General features: G+C 50.2%; 1 protein-coding gene. It reads right to left on the reverse strand.

Going from position 1 to position 245, the window contains the following annotated elements; genetic code table 11:
* The coding region (locus CH339_RS25915) for a phosphoglucose isomerase-related protein (protein ID WP_497847424.1) at nucleotides 1-245 on the reverse strand (245 nt) is incomplete at both ends.

Here is a 245-nt window from a genome sequence, read left to right on the forward strand (position 1 = left end):
CGGCTCGTAGTTGATCAGCATTTCAATTGTTTTGCCTTTGTTATAAAGGACGTTTCTGACGACCGCATATTGATAAGCCGGATTGTCTTCAAGCTCTGATGTGGAGAAGTCTTTGCTCGCATCGCGGGCGCCCTTCATCATTTCATCGATATCGGCTCCGCTGACTGCGATCGGAAGCAAGCCGACCGCTGTGAGCACAGAGAAGCGGCCCCCGACATCGTCAGGAATGATGAATGATTCAAAAC

Origin of the sequence: Rhodobium orientis (genome assembly GCF_003258835.1) — a bacterium.
In the GTDB taxonomy this organism is placed as follows: Bacteria; Pseudomonadota; Alphaproteobacteria; order Rhizobiales; family Rhodobiaceae; genus Rhodobium; species Rhodobium orientis.